This window comes from Scandinavium sp. (genome assembly GCF_032012665.1).
In the GTDB taxonomy this organism is placed as follows: domain Bacteria; phylum Pseudomonadota; class Gammaproteobacteria; order Enterobacterales; family Enterobacteriaceae; genus Scandinavium.
Map to the genome: position 1 here is coordinate 1 of NZ_DALZVG010000007.1, position 22,315 is coordinate 22,315.

Below are 22,315 nucleotides of genomic sequence, written 5' to 3' on the forward strand. Positions count from 1 at the left end.
TCGGTATTGGAGAACATTTTCTTCTCAATAACGGTGCGCAGTTTTTCGTAGCTGGTCCAGTTCGGGTTACGTCCGCTGTTGTTCGCTCTGGCGCGCAGCACGAAATTGACGATTTCGTTGCGGAAGTCTTTCGGGTTACTGATCCCGGCAGGCTTCTCAATTTTTTCCAGCTCCGCGTTCAGGGATTCGCGGTCAAACAGCTGGCCGGTATCCGGATCACGGTATTCCTGATCCTGGATCCAGAAGTCCGCATAGGTGACATAACGGTCAAAAATGTTCTGTCCGTATTCGGAATAGGATTCAAGATAGGCGGTCTGGATCTCTTTGCCGATAAATTCGGCATATTTCGGGATCAGATAGCCTTTCAGGAACTCAAGGTAGCGTTCAGACTGCTCCTGCGGGAACTGTTCACGCTCAATCTGCTGCTCCAGCACGTAGAACAGATGCACCGGGTTCGCCGCCACTTCGATGTGGTCGAAGTTGAAGACGCGGGAGAGGATTTTGAACGCAAAGCGGGTGGAGAGCCCGTTCATCCCTTCGTCAACGCCCGAATAGTCGCGATACTCCTGATAGGATTTCGCCTTCGGATCGGTATCTTTCAGGCTTTCGCCGTCGTACACGCGCATTTTCGAGTAGATGCTCGAGTTTTCCGGCTCTTTCAGGCGCGACAGAATCGAGAAGCGCGCCAGGGTTTCCAGGGTGCCCGGTGAGCAAGGCGCATGGGTCAACTCACTGTGGTTGAGCAGTTTTTCGTAAATTTTGATCTCTTCAGAGATCCGCAGGCAATAAGGCACTTTGACGATGTAGACGCGGTCAAGGAAGGCCTCATTGTTTTTGTTGTTGCGGAAGGTGACCCATTCCGATTCGTTGGAGTGCGCCAGAATGATGCCGTTGAACGGCAGGGCAGAGATCCCCTCGGTACCGTTATAGTTACCTTCCTGGGTCGCGGTCAGCAGCGGGTGCAGCACTTTAATCGGCGCCTTGAACATCTCGACGAATTCCATCACACCCTGGTTGGCGCGGCACAGCGCACCGGAATAGCCGTAGGCATCCGGATCGTTCTGCGCGTGGTTTTCCAGTTTGCGAATGTCGACCTTCCCGACCAGCGCCGAGATATCCTGGTTGTTCTCATCGCCGGGTTCCGTTTTGGCAATGGCAATTTGTGCCAGAATTGACGGCCAGACTTTCACCACGCGGAATTTGGTGATGTCACCGCCAAACTCGTTCAGCCGTTTCGCCGCCCACGGCGACATAATGGTGCCGAGATAACGGTTAGGAATGCCGTACTCTTTTTCCAGAATCTGGGCATCTTCCTGTGGATTGAACAGGCACAGCGGGTGATCGTTCACCGGACTGCGTTCGCCGTTGGCGCTCAGCACATAGATGGGCACGCGCTGCATCAGCGATTTCAGGCGCTCGGCCAGAGAAGATTTACCGCCGCCCACCGGGCCCAGCAGATAAAGGATCTGTTTCTTCTCTTCCAGGCCTTGAGCGGCGTGCTTCAGGTAGGCGACGATCTGCTCGATAGCGTCTTCCATACCGTAGAACTCTTCAAACGCCGGATAGCGTGCAACCACCCGGTTCGAAAACAGACGGGACAGCCGTGGCTCATGGGCAGTATCGACCATGACTGGCTCACCGATAGCCATTAACAGTCGTTCTGCCGCATTGGCATAGGCACTGCGATCTTGTTTACAGATGGCAAGAAATTCCTGCAGTGTGAACTCTTCGTCCTTGGCAGCTTCATAACGCTGGCGATAGTGATCGAATATATTCATGGCATGCCGTCCTTTCGTTTTTTAGCACAGGATGAGAGCCGTTCATATGAGTAGTAGAGGCTCCCGGAAGCCGTAAGCTGAACGACGCTCACTCAGATTGCAGCAACCCTTGTGCCAGGTTGCCAGCACTGAAAAGATAGCGTGGCCCGCGATTACACCTTCTGAATTTAAGCGTAGATGGCATTTGGAAAACTTGCATGTTGAGAAAAATCAATTTCAATGACTTATCAATAACTCATCAAAAAATACCGCGACTTAAAGATGAAGAGATTTCAGGGTTTCATCGGGGTGTCATCCGGCTGTCAGCAGCGCGTCATACAAAGGTGGCAGCCTGGCAGGTTAAACAGTGTCAGTGGAAGTAAAGAATTTGAGGTAAGCGGGTCGGGCGGGTAAACTTCAGCCGCTTGTATTTTTAAAGGGATATGCAACGTGAAGACAATTAAACTTTTAACAACGGGCCTGCTTCTCGCAACAGCAGCTACCGTTGTGCACGCTGAAGACAGCAAATTGACGCTGGGAGCAGGCGTTGGCGTGGTCGGGCATCCGTATAAGCAGTATCACACTGATTATTATCCGGTGCCGGCTATCGATTACGAAAGCAAGAATTTCTGGTTCCACGGTCTTGGCGGGGGCTATTACCTCTGGAATGACCAGGCCGATAAGCTCTCCATCACCGCTTACTGGTCGCCGCTGTACTTCAAGCCGGGCGACAGCGACAATCATCAGCTCCGCAAGCTCGATCGTCGTCAGTCAACGATGATGGCTGGCCTGTCGTATATGCACTTTACCCAGTATGGCTTCCTGCGCACCACGCTCGCGGGTGATACGCTGGATAAAAGCAACGGCATCACCTGGGACACCGCCTGGCTCTACCGCTACAACGCGGGCAAGCTGACGGTAACGCCGGGCATCGGTGTGCAGTGGAACAGCGGAAATCAGAACGAGTACTACTACGGCGTTTCCAAAAATGAATCCCGGAAAAGTGGCCTGCGCAGCTACGATCCGGACAGCGGCTGGAACCCGTACGTAGAGCTTTCGATGAGCTATAAGCTGACGGACGACTGGACCGTGTATGGCATCGGGCGCTACACCCGTCTGTCAGATGAGGTCACTGACAGCCCAATGATCGACAAGAGCTGGACGGGTCTGCTGTCCACAGGGATCACCTACAGCTTCTGATGATGCACTAATAAGATGCGTGGAATGCAATAAAACAGGGCGGAGACGCCCTGTTTTGCGTTATGACAGTGCGAGGAATTAACGCTTAGCGACGCGAATCGACTGAGAAAGACGTGAAGGCTTCTCTTCGGACGCTTTCTGCGGGTTAGTCACGCAGGCGGTTTCCACGCAGACAAACGTTTTGTAGCCATCGTCCGGCATATCGCCCATGCTGACGGAGAGCGCCGGGCCCGGGTTCCAGCCAACCACGTTGCTGTGGTGACCATGGACCACGTCGATATTGCGATTCAGTGCACCGTCGTGGATCACGCTGCAGGCTTCCGCGTTGAGATAAACGCGATCGGTTCTGTCCGGGAAGGTCTGCACGCCATCAGCCAGTACGCCTTCTTCAGCATTCTTCACTTTGTCGATGTAGCGATCGCCAAAGCCACTCACTTTCACCTTGCTGATATCACCGACGTTGAAATAGGTGTGCAGGGCAGAGGTGGTCTCGAAATCACCGTGAGCCTCAAGCTCAATCTCACAGGTTTTACCGACCTTAAAGCGCGCATACAGCGTGAAGTCGTGCGGCCACAGCTTCTTCGTCTCTTCGCTGTTTTGCAGTTCAAAGGTCAGCACTACGCCGTTGTCATCTTCGTTATGCGCTTTCAGCGTCCACGGTAGATTACGGGCGAAGCCGTGAGCCGGCAGACCCTGCTGCGCAGCCGGGCCAAACCATGGCCAGCAGATTGGCACGCCGCCGCGCAGGGCGACGCCATTTTTAAAAGGCGTGTTGTTGCTGAGCCACAGCACTTCTTCTTCGCCCGCTGGTTTCCAGGAAAGCAGGTGAGCGCCCTGCAGCGCAAAAGAGGCTTTGACCTGTGGATGATCGACAACGATCAGCTCGAGATCGTCCAACTGACGGCGGGAGAGGACAGGGGTAAGGTGTTCAACTACCGGGAGAGCAAAAATTTTATTAATCATGGTGCAATCCTAAAGGTGAGCCGTAAACGTAAAGCCATAAAAAAAGGCGACCGAGGTCGCCTTTTTGGATCAGAGTCTCATCTCAACTTATTTGGAGATGTGAGCAATCAGGTCCAGAACTTTGTTGGAGTAGCCAGTTTCGTTGTCGTACCAGGAAACCAGTTTCACAAAGTTGTCGTTCAGTGCGATACCCGCTTTAGCATCGAACACGGAAGTGCAAACTTCGCCGTTGAAATCGGTAGAAACAACGTCGTCTTCGGTGTAACCCAGAACGCCTTTCATTGCGCCTTCAGAAGCCGCTTTGATTGCTTTCTTGATTTCTTCGTAAGACGCTGCTTTTTCCAGACGAACGGTCAGGTCAACAACGGATACGTTTGGAGTTGGAACGCGGAACGCCATACCAGTCAGTTTGCCGTTCAGTTCTGGCAGTACTTTACCTACTGCTTTAGCAGCGCCGGTAGAGGATGGGATGATGTTCTGAGCTGCGCCGCGGCCGCCGCGCCAGTCTTTGTGAGACGGGCCATCAACGGTTTTCTGAGTTGCGGTGGTCGCGTGAACGGTGGTCATCAGACCTTCGATGATGCCGAAGTTGTCGTTGATAACTTTCGCCAGCGGTGCCAGGCAGTTGGTGGTGCAGGATGCGTTGGAAACGATGTCCTGACCTTCGTATTTGTCAAAGTTAGCGCCTTTAACAAACATTGGGGTGTTGTCTTTGGAAGGACCAGTCAGAACAACTTTTTTCGCACCAGCGGTGATGTGTTTACGCGCGGTTTCGTCAGTCAGGAACAGACCCGTTGCTTCAGCAACGACGTCAACGCCTGCTTCATTCCACTTCAGGTTAGCCGGATCACGCTCAGCGGTAACACGGATTTTTTTACCGTTAACGATCAGATGACCGTCTTTCACTTCAACGGTGCCGTTAAAACGACCGTGAGTGGAGTCATATTTCAGCATGTACGCCATGTAGTCAGCGTCCAACAGATCGTTGATTGCAACGATTTCGATGTCAGAACGTTCCTGAGCAGCACGGAAAACAATGCGACCGATACGGCCAAAACCGTTGATACCTACTTTGATAGTCATATATTCCACCAGCTATTTGTTAGTGAATAAAAGGTTGCCTGTAAAATTACAAAAACCTTACGCAGCGTCAAGCGGAATCGTGTCAATCATTGCGACAAATCAATCCTCTGCATAGCCTTTGCACGATTGACCGCCTCACTCATCCATTGGGCCAAATTCCACATGGGGGCTGCGCCCGGAATTTTAAAGGCCATAAGAGATAAAAATGTGATTCAGATCACGATTATCTGGCGACCCTTTCGCAACGACTAAGTTTAGAACAAAAGTTCACGCTTCATTGTTAATGTTTTGTTAGAATCGACGCTGAAGTGGTCCTTAATACAGCGAGATGTGAGCCCATGACCAACAAACCTTCCCCGGAGCAGCTGAAAGGCTCGCTCAGCGAAATGCAGTTCTACGTGACGCAGAATCACGGGACCGAACCGCCGTTCACCGGCCGCCTGCTGCACAACAAGCGCGACGGCGTATATCACTGCCTGGTGTGCGATGCCGCGCTGTTTACCGCCGAAAGCAAGTACGACTCTGGCTGCGGCTGGCCGAGCTTTTATGAACCCGTCAGCGACACGGCGATCCGCTACCTGAACGACTCCTCCCACGGCATGCAGCGCACTGAAATCCGCTGTGGAAACTGTGACGCGCATCTTGGTCACGTATTCCCGGATGGCCCGCAGCCTACAGGGGAGCGCTACTGCGTGAATTCGGCCTCGTTGAGCTTCACCGATGAGCAAAACGGCGAGCAAACCAAGGGCTGAAGAAACGATTCAGCAAATTATTCCTGCGTTACGGAGTGAAGGGTGAATATTGAGCAAATGATCGACGGCATGTCAGAGGAAGTGTATTTGCGTCTGGCAACCGCCGTTGAGCTGGGAAAATGGCCGGATGGCGTCGCCCTGACGGCGGAACAGAAAGAGAATTGCCTGCAGTTAGTGATGCTGTGGCAGGCGCGCAATAATACCGACGCGCAGCACATGACCATCGACACGCAGGGGCAGATGGTGATGAAGAGCAAGCAGCAGCTGAAAGAGGATTTCGGTATCGCACCGAAGCCGATTGCAACGCTGAAAATGCAGTAAGTTTTGTGATTTGATGCCCGGCGGCGCATTGCTTGCGCGGGCCTACAGATAGCGTTTGCCTGTAGGCCCGATACGGCGAAGCCACCACCGGGCACTCTGCTTTATCAGTGCTTAATCCCTAAAGACGTCGCCAACTGCCTGGCTAACTGGTTGTGGTCATCCGCACCATATTCCCAGAACATCGCGCCGCCGAGGCCTTTCTCCTTGATGTATTGCGCTTTCAAATCCACCGAGCGTGGGTTTTCGTATGACAGCGCAAACAGCGGTTTCCCTTCCGCCGACTTCAGCGACAGCCAAGGTACTTTTGCCTCATCATCCCACTGTTCGGTAAAGCGCTTCTGCGGATCGTGAATCAGCTTGCCGACAATGTCGTTGTACTTCACGTAGGTGTCTTTGCTGAGATCGAAGCCGAGCGATTTAAACAGGGCGATTTCACTCGGGCCAAAGTAGGGCTGAGTGGCAGGGTTCTTCTGGGCATCCGGCTTGCTCCAGTCGATACCTGGCTCAGTGGCTCGCTTCGGCACCCGGCCATAGAAACCAATGCCCAGATTCATCTGCTCAGGCTTCAGCCCGGCCGCCAGATAGTTGTTCACCACGAAATCAGCGCTGTACTTATCCGCCTGCGCCACCGTAGGCCATGTTTGGGAGTCATACAGGTTGGAGTTAAAGTACTGTGTACCGTAGGCCATATCGTAAGTCATCAGGTTGATGTAGTTCAGATACGGCGCAATGGCCTTCACGTCGACCCAGCTTTTCGGACTTTCCGCATTCGCACCGAGTGCGACGGTGACCAGTTTTTCCTTCGGCAGCGCTTCACGTAACGCTTTCAGCAGGGCGGTGAAGTTGTCCTTGTCTTCCGGCTTTTTATCCACCAGCCCCCACGCGCCGTTGACCGGGTACTCCCAGTCGAGATCGATCCCGTCCAGGCCGTAGGTATTGACGATGTCATTTGCTGAACGGATAAAGACTTCGCGACTCTCTTTATCGTCCGCCGCGCCTGAGAACCCATGGGCTCCCCAGCCGCCCACCGACAGCAGCACCTTCAGGTTCGGGTTTTGCTTGCGCAGCTCAGGGATTTTTTTCAGGTCGGCGATCACTTTAGGCGACAGCCAGATCTGATGCAGTTTGCTGACGTCCTTCAGCGCTTCGTTCGTCTCGCCCGTTTCGTTGTTGTAGATGAGACCAAAGGAGTAATTGAGGTGCGTTATCTGACGGACATCCAGCTTATCGATATCGCCGCCGGGACCGGCGGTCACGTCACCGCCGCCGTTGAAGTAGCCGACGGACATCATATCGGCGGCGAAGGCGTACGGCGCGCAGAGCAGGGGTAAGGCTGCCAGAACAGGCAATAGCTTCATACAGTTTCCTCTTTGACTAAAAAAATAAGCACGCCACACAACGCGGCGTGACGAAAAAATAGCCAGGACAGAGTAGCAGTGCCGCTTCGCAAAAAATGCGAGAAGGGTTCAAATTGGAGAAAAATGAGGACGTTGTACGGTTGCTCCCTCTCTCTGTGGGAGAGGGACGGGTGAGGGCTCAGGCCGTACCAGCCACGTAGGCCGGGCAAACGGAGTGCCGCCCGGCGATCTCAAAAACTCAGGCCTGCGTTTCCTGCCAGTCGGCGAAGGTATAAAGCGTAGCGCCTTCGGCTGCCATCTCCATAAACGCCTGCGCGCTGTCCTGCGGCTGAAGATTAACGCCGCGACAGCCGTCGGTGATGACGTTGACTTCATAGCCGAGCTTCAGCGCATCCAGCACGGTAAATTTGACGCAATAATCCGTCGCGAGGCCCAGCACGATAAGCTCTGAAACTTGCTGCGCCTTCAGCCACTCATCCAGACCGGTTTTCTGACGATGACCGTTATCGAAAAATGCGCTGTAGCTGTCGATATTCACCGCTTCGCCTTTGGGGAAAACCACATCGATATGCTGTGAATTGAGCATGGGGTGCAGCTCCGCGCCTTCACTGTTCTGCACGCAGTGATCGGGCCAGAACGTCTGCGGCAGGCCATCTAGCGTGCCTTGCGTGTAGGGCTCAACGCCATGCTGGCTGGCAAAGCTGCCGTGGTTCGCCGGGTGCCAGTCCTGGCTTGCGACAATCGCATCGCCGCGCACCAGGCACCAATGGATCATCGCATTCGCCACATCCACTGTGCTGTCGCCTTCCGGTACAGCCAGTGCACCGCCAGCACAAAAATCGTTTTGGATATCAACCAGTAACAGCGCTTGTCCGTTCATCGTTGCTCCTTATTCGTCCGGCGTCAGTTCGCCGCGCAGGTTCTGCTGCATTGCGGTACGCACGGCATTGCAATCCAGCCCCTGCGTTAGCAGAAAGTGTAGCTTGGTCAGCGTGGCCTCGACGGTCATATCGAAACCGCTAACGACGCCCGCGTGGGCGAGTGCGTTGCCGGTGGCATATCCGCCCATGTTCACCTTGCCGGACATGCACTGCGTGAGGTTGACCACCACAATCCCACGGCTGCTGGCTTCGGCCAGCTCTTTCAGGAACTCACCATTTTGCGGTGCATTGCCCACGCCATAAGAGCGCAGGATCAGCGCTTTTACCGGCTGGCGCAGAAAGTTACGTACCACATCGGCGGAAATGCCGGGATAGATAGTGACCACGCCAATGGGCTGCGGGGTGATCGGATGAACGATCAGACCACCCGTACCGTGCGGAGCAGGCGGCGTGCCGGAGCGACGAATGTGGATCCCGGCTTCCAGCAAAGGTTGCAGGTTAGGTGAGGCAAACGCGTCGAAACCATCGGCATGCGCTTTGGTGGTGCGGTTGCCGCGGAACAGGCGATTGTTGAAGAACAGCGTGACTTCGTTAATCGGGTAATTAGCCGCCACATACAGCGCATTCAGCAAATTAATTTGCCCGTCTGATCGCAGTTCCGTCAGTGGGATTTGTGACCCTGTCACAATTACCGGCTTGCCCAGGTTCTCCAGCATGAAAGAGAGCGCCGAGGCGGTGAAGGCCATGGTGTCCGTGCCATGCAGGATGACGAATCCATCGTACTCATCGTAATGCGCCTGAATATCGTCAGCAATATGCTGCCAGTCGTCTGGCGTCATATCTGAGGAGTCCATCAGCGGGGCGTACTCGTGGATGGTGAAGTCCGGCATTTCCGGGCGATGGAACTCTGGCATCAGCGCCAGCTGACGCTGAAGATGGCCAGACACCGGAATATAGCCCTGCTCAGAGCGCTGCATCCCGATGGTCCCGCCAGTGTAGGCCACGTAAATTGATTTTTTTTGCATGTTGGAGTGACTGAATCAGATAAAAAAATCCCCTCCGGCGGAGGGGACAGGAATTAACGTATGTTAGCGCAGGTCAGACAGAATGCGTAACGGTTCTGCGGGTCGTTGAAGGCGGCGAGCTTATCGCTTTCCGCTTTTACCACGCTTGCAGCACTCGCCAGCGGCGCGGGCAGATAAGCCTGCAATGCTTCCGGCAGCGCGGCGCGCACCGATCCGCTCAGGCTGTCAATTACCGAGCTGAACAGCGATGGCTCTTCCTGATAGTAGTCAATGTGCCACTGCTTGAGCTTCGCGAGCTCTGCGGCTTTCGCCACGGCATCATCGAAATCACCCAGGCTGTCGACCAGACCGTTAGCTTTCGCGTCCTGGCCGGTCCAGACGTGGCCCTGCGCAATCTTATCCACCTGCACAGGCGTGCTGTGTCGGGACTGCGCCACCAGCGTAATAAAGCGCTTGTAGCCGTTCTCGATGCTCAGTTGCATCATGTCCTGCACTTCCTGCGGCAGCGCTTTGGTCACCGAAATATCGGCGAGCGGAGAAGTGGAGACGCCATCGGTATGCACGCCAAGGGTGCCGAGGCTGTTTTCAACCGTGTTGATCACGCCAAAGATACCGATAGATCCGGTGAGCGTGCTGGCGTTAGCCACGATGTAATCGGCAGGCGTGGAGATCCAGTAGCCGCCAGAGGCTGCCATACCGCCCATTGAAACGACAACCGGCTTACCGGCCGCGCGGGCTGCCGCCAGTTCAGAACGAATCACCTCGGAGGCGCTGACGCTGCCGCCAGGGCTGTTGACGCGCAGCACAATCGCTTTCACTTTTGAATCAAGACGCGCATCGCGAATCTGCGAAGCTGTGGTGTCGCCTCCCACGTTGCCCGGGGTTTCTTCTCCGTCGATGATTGCACCGTTAGCGAAGATGACCGCTACGCTTGCGCCTTTATCCGCAGGGGTTTTCAGCGAATAGTCGTAGTAGCTGACGGCGCGGTAATCGTTATCCGCTTTGCTCCAGCCGAACTGTTTGCTCATTGCCTTTTCGATTTCTGCACTGGAGGCCAGCACGTCAACCAGCTTGTTATCCAGCGCGTATTTCGCCGTGTCGCCATCGACCTTACGCAGGCCGTCAAGCATCCCCTGTGCGCCCGGGAAAATTTGCTCTGGCGTGGTCTGACGGTTGGCGGCAACGGTCGTCAGATAGTTCTGCCAAAGTTCGCCAATCCAGCGGCTGTCTGCTTCACGCGCTGCCGGAGACATATCGTCACGAATAAATGGTTCGACTGCTGACTTATAGGTACCGACGCGGAACACGTGAGTGGTGACCTTCAGCTTGTCGAGCAGGGATTTGTAATACAGACCGTTGGTCGCGAAGCCGTGCAGGTCCACGGTGCCCTGTGGCGAGAGATAAATTTTATTGGCGAAGCTCGCCAGGTAGTACTGGCCCTGAGTGTAGCTGTCGCCCACGGCGTAAACAGGTTTGCCACCGTCGCGGAATTCGCGCAGCGCCTTGCCGATATACTGCATAGACGGCTGATCGGCCCCGGCAAAGTTTTTCAGATCCAGTACGATCCCGGTGATGTTGCGGTCGTCTTTCGCCTGGCGAATCGTCTGCACGATATCGAACAGCGAGTTTTCCTGCAGACGATCGGAGTTTGCTCCGAGCAGCTGGCGGCTGATAGCGCCGAATTTGCTGGTGGAAGAGGGCTTATCGACCACCACGCCGGTGATATCCATCAGCAGCGCGCCGCGGCCAGTGCTTTCGGTCGAACTGCCGCTGAACTGCATCCAGATACCCGCGCACACCAGCACCAACAGAATAAAGAACAGGTTCAGCACCAGTTCGCGGACGAAGTTCAGTAAACGCCATGTCCATTTAAAGAATCCGGCAATAAATCGCCAAAGGGTTCGCATGTTTTCTCCCTGCCTGAATGAAATAGAGGTCCGCCCGCAAAGGCGCGACGTGAGGCTATCCTAAAGACACCGCCGACGGTTGTCAGCAGGAATCGCCTCCGCCGCTGTAACAAATTCTGCCGTCATGTTAATTTTGTGAAAACACTATGACAGGAGATCCCTTAATGGATGCACTCGACTTACTGGTCAACCGCCGCAGCGCTTCTCGTCTGGCCGATCCGGCACCGGCAGGCGAACAGCTGGAAAATATTCTTCGCGCAGGCCTGCGGGCACCGGATCACGGCACGCTCACGCCGTGGCAGTTTTTCGTCATTGAAGGTGAAGGACGCGAACGCTTCAGCCAGCTGCTGCAGAAAGGCGCAATCGAAGCCGGACAGGATGAAAAAGCGATTGAGAAAGCCCGTAATGCGCCGTTCCGCGCCCCGATGATCATCGCCGTGGTTGCTAAATGCCAGGAGCACCATAAAGTGCCTAAATGGGAGCAGGAAATGTCTGCTGGTTGCGCCGTAATGGCGATGCAGATGGCGGCAGTGGCGCAAGGGTTTAACGGGATCTGGCGCAGCGGGGCGTTAACCGACAGCCCGGTGGTGCGCGATGGGTTACAGTGCCGCGAGCAGGATAAAATCGTAGGATTTCTTTACCTGGGCACGCCGCAGCTGAAGGCTTCAGCTAACATATCCGTGCCGGATATCGCGCCGTTTGTGGTTCGGTTCTGATTTCCTGCCGGATGGCGCTCTGCTTATCCGGCCTACGAAATACGGGGCTTGTAGGCCCGGCAAGCCTCGCGCCGCCGGGCAAGAAAATTTACTTCTGCACCTTCGCAAATTCCTCTTTCGCTTTTTGCAGCTGCTGCTGGAAGGCTGGATTGGTGTGCAGGGTTGCCACGACCGCCGAACCCACAATGCGCGCCGCATCGACATCACTCTGCCAGTGATATCCGCAAATCACCCGACTTTGGCCCAGATCGTATCCGCGTTTGAGGATCTCGTTCTGCCGCGCCGGGTTCACTTCCGCCAGCACCAGCGCCGTCGCCCAGCCGATAGAGGTGTGGCCGGACGGATAAGAGCCGTTCTTTGCCAGCTCATCCTGTTCTTTGGTGTTGCAGGTTGGTACGCCGTAGAAGGCAAACGGGCGAATGCGCATATATTTCTGCTTGGCTGAACGGGTCGCCAGATCGCCGGCATCCTCAATCATATTGGTCAGCAGCTTGTGCAGTTCCGGGCTGTCCTTCTCGGTAATCGGCGAACCAAATGCGCCAGAGAAGGCGTTTGCCACGCCGCCGCTGCTGAGGTTGGCATCTTCTGCTGCCTGCTTCCCGCGCTCGGTAGTTCGCAGCAGGCGGCCCTGCTCATACATCGCCTGATCGTTCAGAAAAGCAATACTGCCCACTTCCGGAGGCGGTGGCAGCAACGCCAGGCTGTCGATAGCCTGTGCATTTTTCAGATAATAGAGGTCAGGTTTGGTGGTGGCATCGTTGCCAGAGGGAACAAGGGCAAGGGCGTTGACGGAAAACAGGCTGGCCACGCAAAACGCCAAAAGACTTTTCTTCATGAGTGATCCTTATTGTTTGAAATCGTCCAGGGGGAAAACTGTCACATTTCTGTCATAAATGGCGGCAAAAAAGGGTGCGGCAACTCGCAAAACGGGGGATTCATAAATTTTGTGAATGAATGGATTCCGAAAGCGTCAAGCCAGCCCATCCGTTTTCGGCATCAATCGTGCGCTTAATGAGCAACAGCGCGCGAAATCAGATTGTCGTACTTATCACCTCCGCAAATGGGCGCTAACATAGCAGGATTGCAATGACAGGAGATGTCCATGAGCGAGCAAGCCATTCGTTTGACGCAATACAGCCACGGAGCCGGTTGCGGTTGTAAAATTTCCCCCAAAGTGCTTGAAACCATCCTGCACAGCGAGCAGGCGAAGTTTATCGACCCGAACCTGCTTGTCGGCAACGAAACCCGCGATGACGCGGCCGTTTACGATCTGGGTAACGGCACGTCGGTCATCAGCACCACCGACTTCTTTATGCCGATTGTCGATAACCCGTTTGATTTCGGGCGCATCGCCGCCACTAACGCCATCAGCGACATCTTCGCGATGGGCGGTAAACCGATCATGGCGATTGCGATCCTCGGCTGGCCCATTAACACCCTTGCACCGGAAATCGCTCGCGAAGTGATTGAAGGCGGGCGCTTTGCATGTCAGCAGGCAGGTATTGCGCTGGCAGGCGGCCACTCGATTGACGCGCCGGAGCCTATTTTTGGTCTCGCCGTGACCGGCATCGTGCCGACCGAGCGGGTGAAGAAAAACAGCACCGCGCAGGCGGGCTGCAAGCTTTATCTGACCAAACCGCTGGGCATCGGCGTGCTGACCACTGCGGAGAAAAAATCGCTGCTTAAGCCTGAGCACAAAGGCCTGGCGACAGAGGTGATGTGCCAGATGAACCTCGCCGGGGCGGCTTTTGCCAACATCGACGGCATTAAAGCGATGACCGACGTGACCGGTTTTGGCCTGCTGGGTCACCTGAGCGAAATGTGTCAGGGCGCGGGCGTTCAGGCGCAGGTTCGCTTTGCCGACGTGCCAAAACTACCGGGCGTGGAAGAGTACATTGCCCAGGGCGCCGTGCCGGGCGGAACTTCGCGTAACTTTGCCAGCTATGGTCACCTGATGGGCGAAATGCCGGAAGAGTGGCGCAACCTGCTGTGCGATCCGCAAACCTCCGGCGGCCTGCTGCTGGCGGTGCTGCCGGAAGCGGAAAATGAAACGAAAGCCACGGCGGCAGAATACGGCATCACGCTGACCGCCATTGGCGAGCTGGTTACTGCCCGCGGTGGTCGCCCGATGATTGAGATCCGCTAGCCGCATGCGTTTGTTTATTGCGGAAAAGCCGAGCCTGGCTCGCGCCATTGCTGATGTGCTGCCCAAACCGCATCGTCGCGGCGACGGCTATATCGAATGCGGCAACGGCCAGGTGGTGACCTGGTGTATCGGCCATCTGCTCGAACAGGCGCAGCCGGATGTTTACGACAGCCGCTACGCGCGCTGGAACCTGATGGATTTGCCGATCGTGCCGGAAAAGTGGCGGCTTCAGCCGAGGCCGTCGGTGACTAAACAGCTGAACGCGATCAAACGCCTGCTGGGGGAAGCCAGCGAAGTGATCCACGCCGGTGACCCGGATCGTGAAGGGCAGCTGTTAGTGGATGAAGTGCTGGACTATCTCGACATGCCGGCGGAAAAGCGCCGTCAGGTTCAGCGCTGTCTGATCAACGATCTCAACCCACAGGCGGTGGAACGAGCCATTTCCCGCCTGCGTCCCAATAACGACTTTATTCCGCTGTGCGTCTCGGCGCTGGCTCGCGCTCGCGCCGACTGGCTCTACGGCATTAACATGACCCGCGCCTACACGCTGTTGGGCCGCAATGCAGGCTATCAGGGCGTGCTCTCCGTTGGCCGCGTGCAGACGCCGGTGCTGGGGCTGGTTGTGCGGCGCGATGAAGAGATTGAAAACTTCGTTGCCAAAGATTTTTTCGACGTGAAGGCGCACATCGTTACGCCTGCCGATGAGCGCTTCACGGCAACCTGGCAGCCCAGCGAAGCCTGCGAGCCGTATCAGGATGAAGAAGGGCGCTTATTGCATCGCCCGCTGGCGGATCACGTGGTGGCGCGCATTGCCGGTCAGCCGGCAATTGTCACCGCGTACAACGATAAGCGGGATTCCGAACCCGCGCCGCTGCCGTTCTCTCTTTCCGCTTTGCAGATTGAGGCGGCGAAAAAATTTGGCTTCAGCGCTCAGAACGTGCTGGATATCTGCCAGAAGCTGTACGAAACCCACAAGCTGATTACCTACCCGCGTTCCGACAGCCGCTACCTGCCGGAAGAGCATTTTGCCGGGCGCCAGGCGGTAATGAACGCCATCAGCGTGCACGCGACCGGTTTGCTGCCGCAGCCCGTCGTCGACCCTGAAATTCGCAACCGCTGCTGGGATGACAAAAAGGTTGATGCGCACCACGCCATCATTCCGACGGCGCGCAGTTCTTCGGTACATCTGACCGACAACGAAGCGAAGGTGTATGAGCTGGTGGCGCGCCAGTATCTGATGCAGTTCTGTCCGGACGCGGTGTTCCGCAAATGCCAGATAGATCTGGACATTGCCAACGGTAAATTCGTGGCGAAAGCGCGCTTCCTGGCGGAAGCGGGCTGGCGCACGCTGCTTGGCAATAAAGAGCGCGACGAAGAGAATGACGGCACGCCGCTGCCCGTCGTTGCGAAGGGTGATGAACTGCTGTGCGAGAAAGGCGAAGTGGTGGAGCGGCAAACGCAGCCGCCGCGCCATTTCACCGACGCCACGCTGCTTTCGGCGATGACCGGGATCGCGCGTTTCGTGCAGGATAAAGATCTGAAGAAGATCCTGCGTGCAACGGACGGTTTAGGCACTGAAGCTACACGTGCAGGCATCATTGAACTGCTGTTTAAGCGCGGATTCCTCGTCAAAAAAGGACGCTATATTCATTCCGCTGAAGCCGGAAGGGCGCTTATCCATTCGCTGCCGGAAATGGCAGGACGCCCGGACATGACCGCGCACTGGGAATCAGTGCTGACGCAAATCAGCGAAAAGCAGTGCCGGTACCAGGATTTCATGCAGCCGCTGGTGGGCACGCTGTTTGATTTGATTCAGCAGGCGCGCAGTACGCCGGTGAAGCAGTTCCGTGGGCTGGTGGCGCCGGGCAGCGAAACGAAGAAGAAAACGTTCAGCAAGGCGAGAAAGAAAAAACCGGAGACGCCAGCCGAGTCGTAGGAGTGTCGGGTGGCGGCTTTGCCTTACCCGACCTACGGGATCGAGCGGTTCTGTAGGCCCGGCAAGCTTGCCGCCGGGCGATTCTTTCCTGGATAACGCCCTGAGCCAGCATCGCATCGGCTACTTTCACAAACCCGGCGATGTTCGCTCCGCGCACGTAATGGGTTTGCTTCGCTTCCCCGCCAAACTCGACGCACGCCTCGTGAATATCCAGCATGATGTGATGCAGACGAGCGTCTACTTCCAGCCCATACGCGCGGCGTTCTGCGCCATCTCAAGCCCTGAAGTTGCCACGCCACCTGCGTTTGCTGCTTTGCCCGGCGCAAACAGTACGCCAGCCTCGAGAAACAGATCCGTAGCCGTAATGGTGGTCGGCATGTTTGCTCCTTCGGCGACGGCTTTTACGCCGTTAGCAATTAGCAGGCGCGCGCCAAGCGCCATCGCTTTTTCAATGGCATACTGCGCGACGTTGCCGGAACCGGACACCGCTACGCGCATCCCTTCAAAGCCGAGGCCGTGACGCTTGAGCATTGCATCGGTGAAGTAAATCAGGCCGTAGCCCGTTGCTTCCGGGCGAATCAGGCTGCCGCCAAACTGGATCACGCGTTCGGGTTCAACCAGACGTTCCAGTAATGCCATTTGACGATAGCGCGGGTTGGCGTCAAGGAACGGCCACAGCGTGGTCATTACCTCGCGCACGGCCTGGGCGAACTCGCCCTGGTGCGGGTCGCGTTGCTGAACGCGGGACAGGAAAGATTCCAGAGAGAGAGTCGATTCCATTACGATAAGTTCCTCTTATGGCATTAACGGTATGATGTTTGTGTGTTTATTCTTTGCGATTCGCTTTCTTTCGACTATCTCCGCTGACGCGGCGGCAGGCAAGGAAAAATCAAGCCGGTGGGGGAAAACTTATAACGGCCGGGCTGTCATAACCAAAAGCGATGAAGACGAAAATTTAAGAAAACGTCGCCAGGGTCGATATAGTTAACAGAGGATGCTCAATAAGGAACGACAATGAAACAATATCTGATGGTGGGGTTGTTACTGCTGGCGGGCTTCAGCGCGCAGGCGGCAGAACGCTATGGCTCCGGCGTAGAGGTCAATGTGCCGCCAGAAGTCTTCAGCAGCGGCGGCCAGCGCAGCCAGCCGTGCTCCCGGTGCTGCATTTATCAGGATCAGAACTACAGCGAAGGGGCCGTGGTGAAGGCTGAAGGTATTTTGTTGCAGTGCCAGCGCGATGAGAAAACCATCAGCACGAATCCGCTGGTCTGGCGGCGCGTAAGGCAGTAAGGCAGGTTTTTGTCGGGAACTGAAAAGAAGCAGAAATGCCCCTGGAGGGCATTTCTGCTTTCTTATGCATCGTCGCTTACGCAGACTCAGTAGAACGGACAACTTAATGAATTGCCGTTTAATGAACAAACAGGGCAATCAGAATAATAATCGGGATCGGTACCCCAAGAAAAAACAGCAGTAATGAGCGCATCAGGATCCTCCGGTGCAGTTGAATAAGTGATTATAAATCGCGCTGGCGGCCACCATAGGTCGCGCACAGGCTGGCAACAAAAGCCCCAATCAGCAGTGAAATAAAGGTCCAGAGCGTAAGATGAATGGCTGTTTTACGGGCAGCATCAGCAGCTTTCTTCGCCTCAGTTTTCGCATCCTGCCACGTAGTCTGGACTTTTCCATATACGGCCTGCACACGAGCCTCTGCATCTTTCTGGCTCATTCCCGTATGTTGAGCAACGAGCTGCGCAACATACTGCTGATCTTCAGGAGATAAAGCGCCAGTACGCAGACTGTTGGCAAAAATCCCCGTGACTTCACCAAGCTGAGAAGGGGTCACTGCCGGGGTTTGTGGCTGCGCGCCAGGCATGCCTGCAGGCTCAGCAGCTGGTGCGTTATCCGTTACAGAGGGATTAGCGGTCGTGCGGAAGAGAGAATGTACAAAATAGCCCATTGAGGAGCCTGACATGCCTGACGCGCCCGTTGATACGGCATTCGCAGATGTGCTGGCTGCCCCCCCTGCCACAGAGCCGACCGCTTTTGCACCGCCTCCGACAATGGCGCCGAGCGTGCTGGTCAACAGGACGGCAGAAATCAGGGAGGCGACCGCCCATGCCAGGAAACCATGCGCGGTGTCGCGGAAATAGATTTCATCCACATGGGTTGCTGCCCAACGCGTACGAAGTCGTCCGGCCAGATATCCCCCCATGCCTGAGGCGGCGATTTGGGTAAATATCAGCCAGCCAATGGTTGCTTTACCGACCGTGCTGGCCTGGAGACCGTGATCCTCCCAGGGGGAAACGGATGATAATCCCAGTCCGGTTCCCAGCATGAGGAGTATCATCGCTAAAGCCGCAGCCCCTACCGCACCGGCAAAGATAGCTCCCCACGACACGGCGCTGGCGCTGTTTTCGAGCGGGCCCGCAAAGCGTCTGTCGCCGTACTCGGGTTGGACAGGGACTTGATTTGATGCATCGTAACTGTTGGTCATGTCGAATGTCCTGATAAATAGTTATGAAATCCTGACACAGAAATAAATTCTGCGTTGTGAGGGTTAACAAAAAGAAAAACAGAAACGAACGTTGGGACTAAAAATACGTGCAGAATATACTCCACAATATGATTGCGCCACCGCTTCTATTGTAACATTCCCTATTAAAATTAACGGCATGTTTAAACGCTCGAGTGAATAATTTAATGTTAGTCGAGATCGGGTGGTTAACAATGAGAATGCATTCAATCCATTTTTTATAAATGTAAAAAATTGTAATCACCAGGTGACCTGTCAGGCAGTAAAAGGATGCTTTTACTGGATATTTAACATTTTCAATCTGTCATGTGATGTCGGTTTAGTGAATACTGCTTCAGGATTGTGGGGTAGATTAAGACCTGTTTATTCAGAAGATATATCCTTAAATGAACCTCATCAGGCACTGTAGAATATTTTCATGCAATCAACAGGGACGTTACAGATGATTATTCATGGTGATGCAGGATATAGAGCATTGATGGGAAAGACCCTGATTTTCCCGATGGTAAAGCAATAATGTATTTCTGAACTGGTAAAAATAATGGCATCATCAGCTTCAGCATTTTATTGATTTGAAGTGAAACAGTTAAACCGCCTGGCGGCAGTTTTATCTTCATAGCTGATTCACCTGTTACTCATGATGCTTTACCGCTTCGCTGTAATGAACGCATCCAGCAGCGGAACGTCGGCGGGAGCCAGATCCCGCTGATACGCCGCTTCGGGCCTCACCCAGACCAGTTCGCTGTGCTCAAAGGCGATCGGTTCACCGCTGAAGTCAGGCACGTGCCATGCGTGCAAATTAATCATACGTCCGGAAACTTCCCGCTGATGGCTCGCCACATAGGCAGCAGGGCAAGCCTCAATCCCCAGTTCTTCCTTCAGCTCACGTATCAGGGCTTCGGGCTGCGTTTCCCCGGGTTCGACTTTTCCACCCGGAAATTCCCACATTCCCGGCTGGTCGGCATGAGCCGGGCGCTGAGCCAGTAAAATCAGCCCGTCGCGTTCGATAATTGCCGCTACCACATCAATTGTTTTCAGCATTGAGGTCAAGGTTCCTTTAATGAGCGTGTCATACTATCTCTGCCGTTGAAAAATCAGAAGATCGACTGGAGTGTTCGGGTGAAAAACCGTCAACCGTGGGTGCCGCCGCTGAGCAAAATTCCTGCCTCGCTTGCGCCTGTCGTGAAAATGCAGAAGAAACATTATGGTGACGTACTGAATCCCACACGCTTGTGGGGAAGGATGCCGCGCCTGTTCTGGCTGGTGGCGCTGTTTGTCGGCTGGCTGGAACGAAAGCAAGCGCGCCTTTCCCCCGAACTGCGCGCGCTGCTGATGACCCGGGTTTCTCAGCAGTGCGACTGCGCATTTTGCATTGATGCTAACAGCCTCCGGCTGGCACAGCGCTGCAATGCGCTGGAAAAAGTGCAGGCGGTTGCAGAGTGGCGTAGCTCAGCACTGTTCACGGGTGGGGAGCGTGCGGCGCTGGACTATGCCGAAGCGATGACCGCCACGCCGCCGCGGATTAGCGATGAGCAAAAGGCGGCGTTGAAACAGTATTACGATGATGAGGCTATCTGCGAGATGACCGCGCTGGTGGCGTTCCAGAACCTTTCCGCGCGCTTTAACGCTGCGCTGGAGATCCCTTCGCAGGGATTATGCGACGCGCAGGGGAAACCGCATGCTTGACCATCATCTTCATCCCCGCATCAAGCCGCGGCTCAATCAGCTGGCGGAAAAGCTCGACAGGCCGGGCATCACGCCAGACGGCATTACGCTGGTTGGGTTCGCTATTGGCGTGCTGGCGCTGCCGCTGCTGGCGCTTGGCTGGTATCTTCCCGCTCTGGTCGCGATTGCGCTTAACCGCGTGCTCGACGGGCTGGACGGCGCGCTGGCGCGACGGCGAGGGCTGACCGATGCCGGAGGCTTCCTCGATATCGCGCTGGATTTTCTGTTTTATGCGCTGGTGCCGTTCGGGTTTATTCTGGCCGATCCGCAGGCCAATGCGCTGGCAGGCGGCTGGCTGCTGTTTGCCTTTATCGGGACCGGCAGCAGCTTTTTAGCTTTTGCGGCGCTGGCGGCTAAGCACAATATCGACAACCCTGGCTATGCACATAAGTCGTTTTATTATCTTGGCGGCTTAACGGAAGGCACGGAAACTATCGCGCTGTTTGTGCTGGGCTGTCTTTTCCCACAGGCGTTTGCCTGGCTGGCGTGGGTGTTTGGCGCGCTGTGTTGGCTGACGACGCTGACGCGGGTGTGGAGTGGGTATTTAACGTTGTCACGTTTGTAATGCCTGGCGGCCTGATGCTCATACTCGACGCTCTCTCTATTGGAGAGGAAGCAAAGCGGCAACCTGAGTTGCCGCTTTGCTTTATCTCATCACCGCGCAAAAAACATTAAAGCGTTGAATCCGGTCCGCGTTCGCCGCTGCTGACCGGGTTTTTCGCGTTCTGGCTCCATTCGTACCAGCCGCCGTCGTACACCGAAACGTTCTGCCAGCCCATGGCGCGGGCATACATAAAGGTTTCTGACGCACGCCAGCCGGTGCCGCAGTAGAACGAGACCTGCTGCGACGGCAGAATGTGCCATTCGGCCCACATTGCAGCGATGTCGTCGGCGCTGCGCATGGTGCCGTCCGGGTTATGAAAATCTTCCATATGGGTGGAGTCACTGCCTGCATGGCCCCAGCGAGCCCCGGCAATCTCACCTTTTGGCTTGATGTAGCTGTAGCCGCTGGTGGTGCCGATAAACTCAGGCCAGGAACGAATGCTCACCAGGGAGGCGTCCTTGCGATGCAGCAGGCTGCGCGCCTGTTCTTCATTCAGCATCAGCTGTGGCTGACCCGGAATGGTGGCACCGAAATCCGGTTCCGCTTTCACTTTACCCGGCGTACCGCGTTCGATGGGGAGATCCGCGTCGGACCAGGTTTTCCAGCCGCCGTCCAGCAGGCGAACGTCCTTCACCCCGGCATACAGCAGAATCTGCGCCACGCGCGCGGCGGCGTAGACGTCACGGCCATAGAGAATTACCGTGGTGTCGTGGCGAATGCCTTGCTTCGCCATCAGCGCCTTCAGCTTGTCGTCAGACACTTTGTTCCACAGCGGCTCGCTTTCGACGTCGTTGGTATTGATGTAGCCCGCGCCCGGGATGTGGTTCAGCAGATAAAATTTCGGCGCGCCCCAGGCGGCTTCAATAACCTTCCAGTCACCTTTCGGTGCCGCGGTTACGGCTTTTCCTTGCTGCAAATCATGCAGCCACTGCGGGTACACCAGCTGTTCGAAGTGCGGCAGCTTTTGCAGACGATCGGGCTGAGTCAGCGCATCGCCGAGCAGGCTAACGTGCGCGATACCGGCTTTTTTCAGACGTTCAGCTACGGCGGCGTTATCGTTTTCCGCGCCGTACAAAGCGACAGGCGTGGACGGCTGAAGCTTGTGTTGTTTAATCCAGTCGGTCAGCTGCGCGTCGTTCATTGCAGAAAGCCAGGTTGCCGAGAGGTTCAGCGCCGCCGGTTCATGGCCTTCCGGCCCGTTCAGCGTGTGCGGCCAGCCGTTGTAAAAAGCGCTGAGGCGCGTATCAATAGCGACACCTTTTTGCTGCTGCAGCTCGCTGAGCGTGAGGGAAGAGGCCATATCAGCCGCGAAAGAAACCGAAGAGGAAAGCCCGATCAGCAGGGCCAGCGCGGTCAGTTGAGAAACACGTTTCATCGAATTGCCCGTCAGAAGAAAATTGAAGCGACA

21 protein-coding genes and 1 pseudogene are annotated in these 22,315 nt (G+C 55.5%); 9 read left to right on the forward strand and 13 right to left on the reverse strand.

Annotation, left to right across the window (positions count from 1 at the left end; translation table 11 throughout):
- A partial coding sequence (yeaG, locus tag RTU33_RS08035) for a protein kinase YeaG (RefSeq protein WP_312626506.1) occupies positions 1-1,778 on the reverse strand: 1,778 nt, incomplete at its 3' end.
- 429 nt (positions 1,779-2,207) lie between these two features.
- Between yeaG and RTU33_RS08040 the strand changes: the two genes are divergently transcribed.
- A complete protein-coding gene (locus RTU33_RS08040; RefSeq protein ID WP_312626508.1) occupies positions 2,208-2,957 on the forward strand; it encodes a MipA/OmpV family protein in 750 nt (249 codons plus the stop codon).
- 78 nt (positions 2,958-3,035) lie between these two features.
- On the opposite strand, the gene RTU33_RS08045 is transcribed toward RTU33_RS08040, so the two are convergent.
- Positions 3,036-3,920 carry a D-hexose-6-phosphate mutarotase gene (locus RTU33_RS08045; RefSeq protein ID WP_312626509.1) on the reverse strand — a complete coding sequence of 295 codons (885 nt, stop codon included), beginning with the start codon at positions 3,918-3,920 and terminating at the stop codon, positions 3,036-3,038.
- 87 nt (positions 3,921-4,007) lie between these two features.
- Positions 4,008-5,003, reverse strand: a complete 996-nt coding sequence (gene gapA / locus RTU33_RS08050) for a glyceraldehyde-3-phosphate dehydrogenase (protein ID WP_004860805.1) — start codon at positions 5,001-5,003, stop codon at positions 4,008-4,010.
- A gap of 338 nt (positions 5,004-5,341) precedes the next feature.
- Between gapA and msrB the strand changes: the two genes are divergently transcribed.
- Together msrB and RTU33_RS08060 are read left to right on the forward strand one after the other, a co-directional pair.
- Positions 5,342-5,755: a peptide-methionine (R)-S-oxide reductase MsrB gene (msrB, locus tag RTU33_RS08055; RefSeq protein WP_312626512.1), complete on the forward strand. Its 414-nt coding sequence runs from the start codon at positions 5,342-5,344 to the stop codon at positions 5,753-5,755.
- 42 nt (positions 5,756-5,797) lie between these two features.
- Positions 5,798-6,076, forward strand: coding sequence for a DUF1315 family protein (locus tag RTU33_RS08060; protein ID WP_312626513.1), 279 nt, complete (start codon positions 5,798-5,800; stop codon positions 6,074-6,076).
- A gap of 104 nt (positions 6,077-6,180) precedes the next feature.
- Here RTU33_RS08060 and RTU33_RS08065 read toward each other — a convergent pair whose 3' ends face one another.
- From RTU33_RS08065 to sppA, 4 genes are all read right to left on the reverse strand, one after another.
- A complete protein-coding gene (locus RTU33_RS08065; RefSeq protein ID WP_312626514.1) occupies positions 6,181-7,434 on the reverse strand; it encodes a glycoside hydrolase family 18 protein in 1,254 nt (417 codons plus the stop codon).
- A gap of 238 nt (positions 7,435-7,672) precedes the next feature.
- On the reverse strand, positions 7,673-8,314 hold the full coding sequence (gene pncA, locus RTU33_RS08070) for a bifunctional nicotinamidase/pyrazinamidase (RefSeq protein WP_312626516.1): 642 nt from the start codon (positions 8,312-8,314) through the stop codon (positions 7,673-7,675).
- A 9-nt stretch (positions 8,315-8,323) separates the two neighbouring features.
- On the reverse strand, positions 8,324-9,340 hold the full coding sequence (ansA, locus tag RTU33_RS08075) for an asparaginase (RefSeq protein ID WP_312626517.1): 1,017 nt from the start codon (positions 9,338-9,340) through the stop codon (positions 8,324-8,326).
- Positions 9,341-9,393: 53 nt separating this feature from the next.
- Positions 9,394-11,247 carry a signal peptide peptidase SppA gene (gene sppA, locus RTU33_RS08080; protein ID WP_312626519.1) on the reverse strand — a complete coding sequence of 618 codons (1,854 nt, stop codon included), beginning with the start codon at positions 11,245-11,247 and terminating at the stop codon, positions 9,394-9,396.
- 164 nt (positions 11,248-11,411) lie between these two features.
- Between sppA and RTU33_RS08085 the strand changes: the two genes are divergently transcribed.
- On the forward strand, positions 11,412-11,963 hold the full coding sequence (locus RTU33_RS08085) for an NAD(P)H nitroreductase (RefSeq protein ID WP_312626521.1): 552 nt from the start codon (positions 11,412-11,414) through the stop codon (positions 11,961-11,963).
- A gap of 88 nt (positions 11,964-12,051) precedes the next feature.
- Here the strand turns inward: RTU33_RS08085 and phoC are convergent, their stop codons facing one another.
- Positions 12,052-12,798 carry an acid phosphatase PhoC gene (gene phoC / locus RTU33_RS08090; protein WP_312626523.1) on the reverse strand — a complete coding sequence of 249 codons (747 nt, stop codon included), beginning with the start codon at positions 12,796-12,798 and terminating at the stop codon, positions 12,052-12,054.
- Positions 12,799-13,065: 267 nt separating this feature from the next.
- On the opposite strand from phoC, the gene selD reads away from it, so the two are divergent.
- Both selD and RTU33_RS08100 read left to right on the forward strand, forming a co-directional pair.
- Positions 13,066-14,109 (forward strand): selenide, water dikinase SelD, encoded by a 1,044-nt coding sequence (gene selD / locus RTU33_RS08095; protein WP_312626524.1) that lies wholly within the window; start codon positions 13,066-13,068, stop codon positions 14,107-14,109.
- A 4-nt stretch (positions 14,110-14,113) separates the two neighbouring features.
- Positions 14,114-16,045, forward strand: a complete 1,932-nt coding sequence (locus RTU33_RS08100; RefSeq protein WP_312626526.1) for a DNA topoisomerase III — start codon at positions 14,114-14,116, stop codon at positions 16,043-16,045.
- A gap of 91 nt (positions 16,046-16,136) precedes the next feature.
- Here RTU33_RS08100 and RTU33_RS08105 read toward each other — a convergent pair.
- A pseudogene (locus RTU33_RS08105) lies at positions 16,137-16,825 on the reverse strand (hypothetical protein); the annotation flags it as partial.
- Between the two features lie 249 nt (positions 16,826-17,074).
- Here RTU33_RS08105 and RTU33_RS08110 point away from each other — a divergent pair.
- Positions 17,075-17,335: a YnjH family protein gene (locus RTU33_RS08110; RefSeq protein WP_409438240.1), complete on the forward strand. Its 261-nt coding sequence runs from the start codon at positions 17,075-17,077 to the stop codon at positions 17,333-17,335.
- A 223-nt stretch (positions 17,336-17,558) separates the two neighbouring features.
- Here the strand turns inward: RTU33_RS08110 and RTU33_RS08115 are convergent, their stop codons facing one another.
- From RTU33_RS08115 to RTU33_RS08125, 3 genes are all read right to left on the reverse strand, one after another.
- Positions 17,559-18,539: a hypothetical protein gene (locus RTU33_RS08115; protein ID WP_312626528.1), complete on the reverse strand. Its 981-nt coding sequence runs from the start codon at positions 18,537-18,539 to the stop codon at positions 17,559-17,561.
- A gap of 485 nt (positions 18,540-19,024) precedes the next feature.
- The gene (locus RTU33_RS08120) at positions 19,025-19,195 is read right to left on the reverse strand and encodes a hypothetical protein (protein ID WP_312626529.1); all 171 of its coding nucleotides are present in this window, start codon (positions 19,193-19,195) and stop codon (positions 19,025-19,027) included.
- 28 nt (positions 19,196-19,223) lie between these two features.
- Complete coding sequence (locus RTU33_RS08125; RefSeq protein ID WP_312626530.1) at positions 19,224-19,619, reverse strand: pyrimidine (deoxy)nucleoside triphosphate diphosphatase; 396 nt, start codon at positions 19,617-19,619, stop codon at positions 19,224-19,226.
- 78 nt (positions 19,620-19,697) lie between these two features.
- On the opposite strand from RTU33_RS08125, the gene RTU33_RS08130 reads away from it, so the two are divergent.
- Together RTU33_RS08130 and RTU33_RS08135 are read left to right on the forward strand one after the other, a co-directional pair.
- Entirely contained in the window at positions 19,698-20,264 is a 567-nt protein-coding gene (locus tag RTU33_RS08130) for a carboxymuconolactone decarboxylase family protein (protein WP_312626531.1), read from the forward strand.
- The gene (locus RTU33_RS08135) at positions 20,257-20,868 is read left to right on the forward strand and encodes a CDP-alcohol phosphatidyltransferase family protein (protein WP_312626532.1); all 612 of its coding nucleotides are present in this window, start codon (positions 20,257-20,259) and stop codon (positions 20,866-20,868) included. Before RTU33_RS08130 ends, RTU33_RS08135 begins: the two co-directional genes overlap by 8 nt.
- 106 nt (positions 20,869-20,974) lie before the next feature.
- Here RTU33_RS08135 and RTU33_RS08140 read toward each other — a convergent pair whose 3' ends face one another.
- Positions 20,975-22,282 (reverse strand): rhodanese-like domain-containing protein, encoded by a 1,308-nt coding sequence (locus RTU33_RS08140; protein ID WP_312626533.1) that lies wholly within the window; start codon positions 22,280-22,282, stop codon positions 20,975-20,977.
- Positions 22,283-22,315: the final 33 nt, after the last annotated feature.

What these genes read in the sequence shown, in the direction of transcription:
- RTU33_RS08045 (WP_312626509.1), bottom strand. Translation starts at nt 3,920, where the DNA reads ATGATTAATAAAATTTTTGCTCTCCCGGTAGTTGAACACCTTACCCCT.
- gapA (WP_004860805.1), bottom strand. Translation starts at nt 5,003, where the DNA reads ATGACTATCAAAGTAGGTATCAACGGTTTTGGCCGTATCGGTCGCATT.
- msrB (WP_312626512.1), top strand. Translation starts at nt 5,342, where the DNA reads ATGACCAACAAACCTTCCCCGGAGCAGCTGAAAGGCTCGCTCAGCGAA.
- RTU33_RS08065 (WP_312626514.1), bottom strand. Translation starts at nt 7,434, where the DNA reads ATGAAGCTATTGCCTGTTCTGGCAGCCTTACCCCTGCTCTGCGCGCCG.
- pncA (WP_312626516.1), bottom strand. Translation starts at nt 8,314, where the DNA reads ATGAACGGACAAGCGCTGTTACTGGTTGATATCCAAAACGATTTTTGT.
- ansA (WP_312626517.1), bottom strand. Translation starts at nt 9,340, where the DNA reads ATGCAAAAAAAATCAATTTACGTGGCCTACACTGGCGGGACCATCGGG.
- sppA (WP_312626519.1), bottom strand. Translation starts at nt 11,247, where the DNA reads ATGCGAACCCTTTGGCGATTTATTGCCGGATTCTTTAAATGGACATGG.
- RTU33_RS08085 (WP_312626521.1), top strand. Translation starts at nt 11,412, where the DNA reads ATGGATGCACTCGACTTACTGGTCAACCGCCGCAGCGCTTCTCGTCTG.
- phoC (WP_312626523.1), bottom strand. Translation starts at nt 12,798, where the DNA reads ATGAAGAAAAGTCTTTTGGCGTTTTGCGTGGCCAGCCTGTTTTCCGTC.
- selD (WP_312626524.1), top strand. Translation starts at nt 13,066, where the DNA reads ATGAGCGAGCAAGCCATTCGTTTGACGCAATACAGCCACGGAGCCGGT.
- RTU33_RS08100 (WP_312626526.1), top strand. Translation starts at nt 14,114, where the DNA reads ATGCGTTTGTTTATTGCGGAAAAGCCGAGCCTGGCTCGCGCCATTGCT.
- RTU33_RS08110 (WP_409438240.1), top strand. Translation starts at nt 17,075, where the DNA reads ATGGTGGGGTTGTTACTGCTGGCGGGCTTCAGCGCGCAGGCGGCAGAA.
- RTU33_RS08115 (WP_312626528.1), bottom strand. Translation starts at nt 18,539, where the DNA reads ATGACCAACAGTTACGATGCATCAAATCAAGTCCCTGTCCAACCCGAG.
- RTU33_RS08120 (WP_312626529.1), bottom strand. Translation starts at nt 19,195, where the DNA reads ATGAAGATAAAACTGCCGCCAGGCGGTTTAACTGTTTCACTTCAAATC.
- RTU33_RS08125 (WP_312626530.1), bottom strand. Translation starts at nt 19,619, where the DNA reads ATGCTGAAAACAATTGATGTGGTAGCGGCAATTATCGAACGCGACGGG.
- RTU33_RS08135 (WP_312626532.1), top strand. Translation starts at nt 20,257, where the DNA reads ATGCTTGACCATCATCTTCATCCCCGCATCAAGCCGCGGCTCAATCAG.
- RTU33_RS08140 (WP_312626533.1), bottom strand. Translation starts at nt 22,282, where the DNA reads ATGAAACGTGTTTCTCAACTGACCGCGCTGGCCCTGCTGATCGGGCTT.